Annotated in this window: 8 protein-coding genes; 7 read left to right on the top strand and 1 reads right to left on the bottom strand. The window is 65.8% G+C overall.

What is annotated here, in order from left to right; genetic code table 11:
• Positions 1-65 precede the first annotated feature (65 nt).
• From QRO95_RS24655 to QRO95_RS24630, 6 genes are all read left to right on the top strand, one after another.
• Positions 66-425, top strand: a complete 360-nt coding sequence (locus QRO95_RS24655) for a GntR family transcriptional regulator (protein WP_006453095.1) — start codon at positions 66-68, stop codon at positions 423-425.
• The gene (locus QRO95_RS24650; RefSeq protein WP_285303675.1) at positions 425-1,300 is read left to right on the top strand and encodes an ABC transporter ATP-binding protein; all 876 of its coding nucleotides are present in this window, start codon (positions 425-427) and stop codon (positions 1,298-1,300) included. Before QRO95_RS24655 ends, QRO95_RS24650 begins: the two co-directional genes overlap by 1 nt.
• The gene (locus QRO95_RS24645) at positions 1,297-2,325 is read left to right on the top strand and encodes an ABC-2 transporter permease (RefSeq protein WP_201116784.1); all 1,029 of its coding nucleotides are present in this window, start codon (positions 1,297-1,299) and stop codon (positions 2,323-2,325) included. The genes QRO95_RS24650 and QRO95_RS24645 overlap by 4 nt, the downstream gene beginning before the upstream one ends.
• A gap of 25 nt (positions 2,326-2,350) precedes the next feature.
• Entirely contained in the window at positions 2,351-3,238 is an 888-nt protein-coding gene (locus QRO95_RS24640) for a DUF4097 family beta strand repeat-containing protein (protein ID WP_032130457.1), read from the top strand.
• Positions 3,239-3,269: 31 nt separating this feature from the next.
• Positions 3,270-3,875, top strand: a complete 606-nt coding sequence (locus QRO95_RS24635) for a hypothetical protein (protein ID WP_285303674.1) — start codon at positions 3,270-3,272, stop codon at positions 3,873-3,875.
• A 106-nt stretch (positions 3,876-3,981) separates the two neighbouring features.
• The gene (locus QRO95_RS24630) at positions 3,982-4,407 is read left to right on the top strand and encodes a hypothetical protein (RefSeq protein WP_125892130.1); all 426 of its coding nucleotides are present in this window, start codon (positions 3,982-3,984) and stop codon (positions 4,405-4,407) included.
• Positions 4,408-4,511: 104 nt separating this feature from the next.
• Here QRO95_RS24630 and QRO95_RS24625 read toward each other — a convergent pair whose 3' ends face one another.
• The gene (locus QRO95_RS24625) at positions 4,512-5,939 is read right to left on the bottom strand and encodes an aspartate ammonia-lyase (protein WP_049462122.1); all 1,428 of its coding nucleotides are present in this window, start codon (positions 5,937-5,939) and stop codon (positions 4,512-4,514) included.
• A gap of 294 nt (positions 5,940-6,233) precedes the next feature.
• On the opposite strand from QRO95_RS24625, the gene purB reads away from it, so the two are divergent.
• Positions 6,234-7,601, top strand: coding sequence for an adenylosuccinate lyase (gene purB / locus QRO95_RS24620; RefSeq protein ID WP_285303671.1), 1,368 nt, complete (start codon positions 6,234-6,236; stop codon positions 7,599-7,601).
• The last annotated feature ends 179 nt before the right edge of the window (positions 7,602-7,780 follow it).

The following is a 7,780-nucleotide window of genomic DNA, read 5'->3' as shown; positions in this document are numbered from 1 at the left end:
CTGCACAGCGCGCTGTCTATGCCGTATTTCTCGTTCGCCCAGCCGCTGACCCCACGGAGCTGAATATGAGCGACATCCAGTGGAGCGACGGCGCTCCCATCTACCGTCAGTTGAAGGAGCGCGTGATCGCCATGATGCTCGACGGAATCCTCAAGCCGGGCGATGCCCTGCCTTCGGTGCGCCAGGTGGCCGCCGACTATCAACTCAACCCCATCACCGTTTCGCGCGCTTACCAGGAGCTGGCCGACGAAGGCCTGGTCGAGAAGCGCCGCGGCCTGGGCATGTTCATGACCGAGCAGGCGGCCACGCAGCTGCGCAGCAGCGAGCGCGACCGTTTCCTCAACGAAGAATGGCCGGCGGTTCTGGAGCGCATCCAGCGCCTGGGCCTGAGCCTCGACGAATTGCTGCCCCAGGGGAAAGTCTGATGAATAGCACTGCAAGTGAGTCGGTCATCACCGCCCGAGGCCTGCGCAAGGCCTACAAGACCACGGTCGCCCTCGACAACGCCAGTTTCAGCATTCCAAGCGGACGCATCGTCGGCCTGATCGGGCCCAATGGCGCCGGCAAGACCACCGCGCTGAAGGCCATTCTTGGGCTGACCTCGGTGGAGGGTGAACTGAGCGTGCTCGGCCGCGACCCGCGACTGCACCGCGACGAACTGATGAACGACATCTGCTTCATCGCCGACGTCGCCGTGCTGCCGCGCTGGCTGAAGGTGCGCGAGGCGATCGATTTCGTGGCCGGCGTCCACCCGCGCTTCGACCGCGCCCGCTGCGAGCGCTTCCTGGCCAACACCAAGCTGCAGCCGAAGCAGCGCGTGCGCGAGCTGTCCAAGGGCATGATCGTGCAGCTGCACCTGGCGCTGGTGATGGCCATCGATGCCCGCATCCTGGTGCTGGACGAGCCGACCCTCGGCCTGGACATCCTGTACCGCAAGGAGTTCTACCAGCGCCTGCTGGAAGACTACTTCGACGAACTGAAAACCATCATCGTCACCACCCACCAGGTGGAGGAGATCGAGCACATCCTCAGCGACGTGATGTTCATCCGCGATGGCCGCATCGTGCTCGACGCGGAAATGGACGACGTCGGCCAGCGCTATACCGAGCTGCTGGTCAATGCCGACCAGCTGGACACCGCGCGCGCCCTGAAGCCGATCGACGAGCGCAGCCTGGCGTTCGGCAAGACGGTGATGCTGTTCGATGGCGTGCCGCGCACCCAGCTTTCCTCTCTCGGCGAGACCCGCATCCCGGGCCTGGCCGACCTGTTCGTCGCCATCATGAAGGGGACCTACGCATGAATGCCGTCAACCACCCCATCAGCCCGATCGGCACCCTGCGCTGGCTGCTCAAGCGCGAGTACTGGGAGAACCGCGGCGGCTTCCTGTATGCCCCGTTGATCGCGGGCCTGATCTCACTGGTGATGAGCATCGCCGGCATTGCCTTCGGCCTGTTCGCGCTGAACCGTGCAGCACGCGACGGCGGCCTGCACATCGATGGCGAGAACGTGAACATCAACGGCCTGAACCTGGCCCTGCTCACCCGTGACATCAGTGCCAAGGACCTCGCTGATCTTGGCAACGGCCTGGACCTGACTCTGGTACTCAGTTCAAGTTGGCCGTTCGTGGTGCTGGCCTTCGTCGTGTTCTTCTACTGCCTGGGCGCCCTCTACGACGATCGCCGTGACCGCAGCATCCTGTTCTGGAAGTCGTTGCCGCTGTCGGACACGCAGACCGTGCTGTCCAAGGTGATCAGCGCACTGATCGTGGCACCGTTGATCGCGGTCATCGCCGGCATCCTCACCATGTTTGGCTTCATGCTGATCATCAGCGCCGTCGCACTGCTGCACGGCGGCAGCCCGATGACCCTGATCTGGGGCCCGGCCAGCCCGCTGACCCTGGCCGCTGGGCACCTGGCCTGGATTCCGGTCTATGCCCTGTGGGCCCTGCCCACCGCCGGCTGGCTGTTGCTGTGCTCGGCATGGGCCAGGAGCAAGCCGTTCCTGTGGGCGGTAATGTTGCCGCTGTTTGCCGGCATCATTGTCAGCTCCACAAAGATGATGCCGCTGTTCGGCCTGACCACCGGCTGGTTCTGGCAGAACATCGTCGGCCGCCTGCTGCTGGGCGGCGTGCCCGGCATGGACCTGCTGTATCGCCTCGGCGCCGACGAAGCATCGCGCCGCGATCTGGACTCGGTCGTCAGCCTGATGTCCCCCGCCTCGCAGCTGAAGTCGCTGGCGATGCCGGAGCTGTGGATCGGCGCCGTCGTCGGTGCAGTGTTCATCTTCCTTGCCATCCGCCTGCGCAAGCGCGCCGGCGAGATCTGATCCCATCCATCCGGAGGCACCACCCATGCGTTCTTTGCTCGCCTGTTCTGCGTTGTTGCTGTTGCCGTTGTCGGCGCTGGCCGCCGATGCTCCGAACTGCAAGTTCACTGCCGCCCGCGCACTGAAGCTGGACGTGGCTGGTGCCAGGACGGTGGTGTTCGAGGTCAACCAGCATGACCTGAAGGTGGTCGCCAGCGCTGGCGGCGGCCAGCTGGACGGCCGCGCCTGCGCGTCCAGCCAGGAATGGCTGGACCAGCTGGTGCTGGAGCAGCGCAAGGTCGGCGACAAGCTGGTGGTGAGCCTGCGCCGCGACGGCCGCCAAAGCGGTATCAGCCTGGGCAACAGCTACGCCTGGCTGGATATCCGTGGCAGCGTGCCGGACAACATGCCGCTGCAGTTCAAGATCGGCTCGGGCGATGCCAGCGTGGAGAACGCACAGTCGCTGAGCGTGGACGTGGGTTCCGGTGATGCCGTGGTCCGCGGTACCCGCGGCAGCATCCACGCTGCAGTGGGTTCGGGCGACCTCAACATCGATGGCGGCAGCTCCCTGAATCTGCTGTCGCTGGGTTCCGGCGACGTCACCGTACGCAACATCAGCGGCGATGCCAGCACCGGTACCGTCGGCTCCGGTGACCTGAAGATCAGCGATGTGCGTGGCAACGCGCGGCTGGATACCGTGGGCTCGGGTGATATCGAGTTCAAGCGCGTGCAGGGCAGCGTTGAAGTGGGCGTGGTCGGCTCCGGCGGGGTCGATCTGGCCGACATCGGCGGCAATGTGCATGTCCGCAGCCACGGCTCGGGCGACATCAACGTCGACGGCGTGCGCGGCACCCTGACCGTCGACCACAGCGGCAGCGGTGACGTCGATCATCGTAACGTCAGCGGCCGGGTCACTCTGCCGCGCAGCAAGTAAACCCTCTTCCAGACACTACCAGGGGAACACCATGAACCTGTTGCGCCTGTTGCCCACTGTGCTGCTGTCCCTGCCACTGATCGCCTGCGGCGGCACGTCGTCAGCACCCGACAAGACCGTTGGCAAGAGTGTGGCCGAAGCCACAGGCGGCGTCGGCGAGACCGTCAAGAACGCCATGGACGATGCCCGCAAGGATATCGCCCAGGGCAACATCAAGATCTCGGCGGACAAGCAGCCGCGTGCGGAGATCACGCCGGATGGCCGCCTGCTGATCGCGGGCAAGGAGATCGCCGCCAACGATATCCAGCGCCGTCATCTGCAGGACTACCGCGGCCACGTGGTCGCCATCGCGATGGACGGCATGGATGTCGGCCTGGCCGGCGCCAAACTGGGTGCCAGTGCTGCCGGCGAAGCGCTGAAGGGCATTTTCAGCGGCGACAGCGAAGGTATTGAAAAGCGCATCAATGCCGAAGCCGAGAAGATCGAAGCCCAGGCCAAACGCATCTGCGACCGCCTGCCCGCGATGCTGGCCAGCCAGCAGGCGCTCGCACGTGAACTGCCGGCATTCAAGCCCTACGCGACCATGGACCAGAGCGACGTGGACGACTGCGGCAAGGACACCGTGGTCCAGCGCTAGGCCTGTGACAGATCAGCGCACCCGGCCGGCAGCGGCGTCCGGCTGCCGGCCGTAGTGCGCCGCCCGGCTTACAATGGCGGCCCCGGACGCCCCCGAACCGAATGTCATGAAGAAGCTGTTTCTGCTGTTGACCGCCCTGCTCTGCCTTGGCCTGGCCGGCTGTGACCAGGAGTACCGCAACCACCGCGCCGAGCGTGGCAAGCCCAAGATTTCCGTCAGCGAAGGCATGGTCACCGTGCGTCGCCCGCCCGCGCCGAACATCATCATCCTCGCCGACGGCACGATGAAGATGGACGAGATCCAGATTCCGCTGGACGACGGGCAGAAACAGATGCTGCAGACCATGTTCGGCAAACTGCAGGTGCTGCGCCAGAACACCCTGGTGGCCGCACCGGCCGATCCCAACATGCAGCCGGTGAAGATCCAGCCGCCGGAGGGCATGGACGTGATTCCGGCGGACCTGATCCAGCGCATCCCGGAGTTCAAGGATTACACCGACACCTTCGGCAACATCGTCGCCGACCGTCGCTGAAAAAAAACGCCGCCCAAAGGGCGGCGTTTCTGCTTTCTGTAGAGTCGAGCCATGCTCGACTCCGGAACAACAGTCGAGCATGGCTCGACTCTACAACCGGCCGATCAACCGCCGGCGCCGCCGCCACCGGCCTGGATGCCACCGGCGGTCAGCGCGGTCGGGTCCAGCAGGCGACGCAGCTCGGCCTCCTCCAGTCCACTGTCCTCCAGCGCCACATCCAGCACCGGGCGCTGTTCCTTGTACGCACGCTTGGCAATCGCCGCAGCCTTCTCGTAGCCGATGATCGGGTTGAGGGCGGTAACCAGGATCGGGTTGCGCGCCAGCGCCTCGGCAACGCGGTCCTCGCGCACCTTCAGCCCGGCAATCGCACTGTCGGCCAGCAGGGTGGACACGTTGGCCAGCAGGCCGATGCCATCGAGCAGGTTCACTGCGATCAGCGGCAGGGTGACGTTGAGCTGGAAGTTGCCGGTCTGCCCGGCCACGGTGATCGCAGTGTGGTGACCGATCACCTGTGCACAGGCCATCACCGTCGCTTCCGGAATCACAGGGTTGACCTTGCCCGGCATGATCGAGCTGCCCGGCTGCAGCGCTGGCAGTTCGATCTCGCCCAGCCCGGCCAGCGGACCGGCGTTCATCCAACGCAGGTCGTTGGCGATCTTGATCAGCGCCACCGCCAGCGCATTGAGCTGACCGGAAAGCTCCACCGCGTCGTCCTGTGCGGCCAGGCCTTCGAACTTGTTCTCGGCACTGTCGAACTTGAAACCGGTCTGCTGCTTCAGTGCCTTGGCCACCTGTGCACCGAAGCGCGGATCGGCATTGATGCCGGTGCCGATGGCGGTGCCACCCAGCGGCAGCCGGCGCACGCGCTTGAGGCTGTCTTCGATACGCTCCTGCGCCGACGCCAGCTGCGCCGACCACGCGCCGAATTCCTGCTCGAAGGTCAGCGGCATCGCATCCATCAGGTGGGTGCGGCCGGTCTTGACTACCTTGCGCAGGCTGCGGCCCTTCTTGTCCAGGGTCTTGCGCAGGTGCACCAGCGCCGGCAGCAGCTGCTCATGCGTCGCCAACACCGCCGACACCCGCAACGCGGTCGGAATCACGTCGTTGGAGCTCTGCCCCTGGTTGACGTGGTCATTGGGGTGCACACTGGTCTTGCCCGCCTTGCCGGCACGGTTGGCCAGGGTGGCGATGACCTCATTGGCATTCATGTTCGACGACGTGCCAGAACCCGTCTGGTAGACATCGATCGGGAACTGCGCGTCCCAGTTGCCGGCGGCCACTTCGGCGGCAGCGGTCTGGATGGCCTTGGCCACGTTCTTCGGCAGGTGGCCCAGTTCTGCGTTGACGCCCGCGGCGGCGCCCTTGACCAGGCCCAGGGCACGGATGAAACCGCGCGGCATGCGCTGGCCCGACACCGGGAAGTTCTGCACGGCACGCTGGGTCTGGGCGCCCCACAGGGCGTCCGCAGGCACCTGCAGCTCGCCCATGCTGTCGTGTTCGATTCTGAAACCCTTGCTTGCAGCTTTGCTCATTGCATCAACTCCGCACTACTTCAGTTGGGGAAAGGGAAGCGGCGGCTGGCAGGGTGTCGCTTCCCGGGCTGGCGGCTGCGCCAACGATACTCCCTTGCCCGCAGCGTGGGATGACGAGGGCGGGCCAGATCGTTTCATCCGCAGGGCCGATCTGCACGCGCAAGGGGTAGTGCCGGCCGCTGGCCGGCAATCCATGGAATCGTGGGCCGGGCGTGGTTGCCGGCCAGCGGCCGGCACTACCTCACCGGCACGTCGTAGAATATGGCCCCCGCCGCTCGCCCCAGCCCTGCCGACATGTCCGATTCCGCCCTGCTCGCCCTGTCCCCGCTCGATGGCCGCTATGCCGGCAAGGTCGACGCCCTGCGCCCGATCTTCTCCGAGTACGGCCTGATCAAGGCCCGCATCACGGTCGAAGTGGAGTGGCTGCTGGCCCTGGCCGCCGAGCCGGGCATCGTCGAACTGGCCCCTTTCTCCGACGCCGCCATCGCGCGCCTGCGCGCCCTGGCCGCCAGCTTCAGCCCGGTCCAGGCCGCGCGCGTGAAGGAGATCGAGCGCACCACCAACCATGACGTCAAGGCGGTGGAGTACTTCATCAAGGAACAGCTGAAGGACGATGCCGAGCTGGCCCCGGCGCTGGAATTCGTGCATTTCGCCTGCACCAGCGAAGACATCAACAACCTCAGCTACGGCCTGATGCTGGAACAGGCGCGCCGCGAGGTGCTGCTGCCGACCCTGGACGGCATCGCCAACAGCCTGCGCAGCCTGGCCCACGCCCAGGCCGGCCAGCCGATGCTGTCGCGCACCCACGGCCAGACCGCCTCGCCGACCACCCTGGGCAAGGAACTGGCCAACGTGGTCGCCCGCCTGGAACGCCAGCGCAGGCAGATTGCCGCGGTCGAACTGACCGGCAAGATCAATGGCGCGGTGGGCAACTACAACGCCCACATCGCCAGCTACCCGGACGTGGACTGGCCGGCCTTCGCCGAGCGCTTCGTGACCGGCCTGGGCCTGGTGTTCAACCCGTACACCACGCAGATCGAGCCGCACGACAACATCGCCGAAATCGGCGATGCCGCACGCCGCGCCAACATCATCCTGATCGACCTGGCCCGTGACATCTGGGGCTACGTTTCGCTGGGCTACTTCAAGCAGCGCCTGAAGGAAGGCGAAGTGGGCTCGTCGACGATGCCGCACAAGGTCAACCCGATCGACTTCGAGAATGCGGAAGGCAACTTCGGCATTGCCAACGCGCTGTTCGAGCACTTCAGCGCGAAGCTGCCGATCAGCCGCTGGCAGCGTGACCTGACCGACTCCACCGTGCTGCGTGCGCTGGGCACCGCGTTCGGCCACAGCCAGGTGGCGCTGGATTCGCTGGCCAAGGGCCTGGGCAAGCTGGAAGTGAACCCGCAGCGCTTGGATGCCGATCTGGACGCGGCCTGGGAAGTGCTGGCCGAAGCCGTGCAGACGGTGATGCGCCGTCATGGCCTGCCGAACCCGTACGAGCAGCTGAAGGCGCTGACCCGCGGCCAGGGCATCACGGCCGAGTCGATGCGTGCGTTCGTGGAGGGGCTGGAGCTGCCGGCGGATGCGAAGCAGCGCCTGCTGGAGATGACCCCGGGCAGCTACACCGGCCTGGCCGAGTCGCTGGCGAAGAAGATTTAAGGAGTTTCCTTTGCGGCGGCGGCCGCGGGCGCTGCCTGCGGCAGGCAACAGCAACAGCAACATCAACGTCAAGAGCGGCTCTGGGTTTTTGCCGTGCTTGGCGGGGCGAGTTGGATTCGCGGGACACGCCGTGAACCCGTCCTTGGGGGCTCGATGGCGCCATCCATGGCGCCAACGCG

The sequence above is a fragment of the Stenotrophomonas maltophilia group sp. Smal13 genome (assembly GCF_030236855.1).
Taxonomy (GTDB): Bacteria; Pseudomonadota; Gammaproteobacteria; order Xanthomonadales; family Xanthomonadaceae; genus Stenotrophomonas; species Stenotrophomonas maltophilia_A.
Note: the sequence above shows the minus strand (reverse complement) of the source record. Positions and strands in the feature narration are given on the sequence as shown.

What these genes read in the sequence shown, in the direction of transcription:
- QRO95_RS24655 (WP_006453095.1), top strand. Translation starts at nt 66, where the DNA reads ATGAGCGACATCCAGTGGAGCGACGGCGCTCCCATCTACCGTCAGTTG.
- QRO95_RS24650 (WP_285303675.1), top strand. Translation starts at nt 425, where the DNA reads ATGAATAGCACTGCAAGTGAGTCGGTCATCACCGCCCGAGGCCTGCGC.
- QRO95_RS24645 (WP_201116784.1), top strand. Translation starts at nt 1,297, where the DNA reads ATGAATGCCGTCAACCACCCCATCAGCCCGATCGGCACCCTGCGCTGG.
- QRO95_RS24640 (WP_032130457.1), top strand. Translation starts at nt 2,351, where the DNA reads ATGCGTTCTTTGCTCGCCTGTTCTGCGTTGTTGCTGTTGCCGTTGTCG.
- QRO95_RS24635 (WP_285303674.1), top strand. Translation starts at nt 3,270, where the DNA reads ATGAACCTGTTGCGCCTGTTGCCCACTGTGCTGCTGTCCCTGCCACTG.
- QRO95_RS24630 (WP_125892130.1), top strand. Translation starts at nt 3,982, where the DNA reads ATGAAGAAGCTGTTTCTGCTGTTGACCGCCCTGCTCTGCCTTGGCCTG.
- QRO95_RS24625 (WP_049462122.1), bottom strand. Translation starts at nt 5,939, where the DNA reads ATGAGCAAAGCTGCAAGCAAGGGTTTCAGAATCGAACACGACAGCATG.
- purB (WP_285303671.1), top strand. Translation starts at nt 6,234, where the DNA reads ATGTCCGATTCCGCCCTGCTCGCCCTGTCCCCGCTCGATGGCCGCTAT.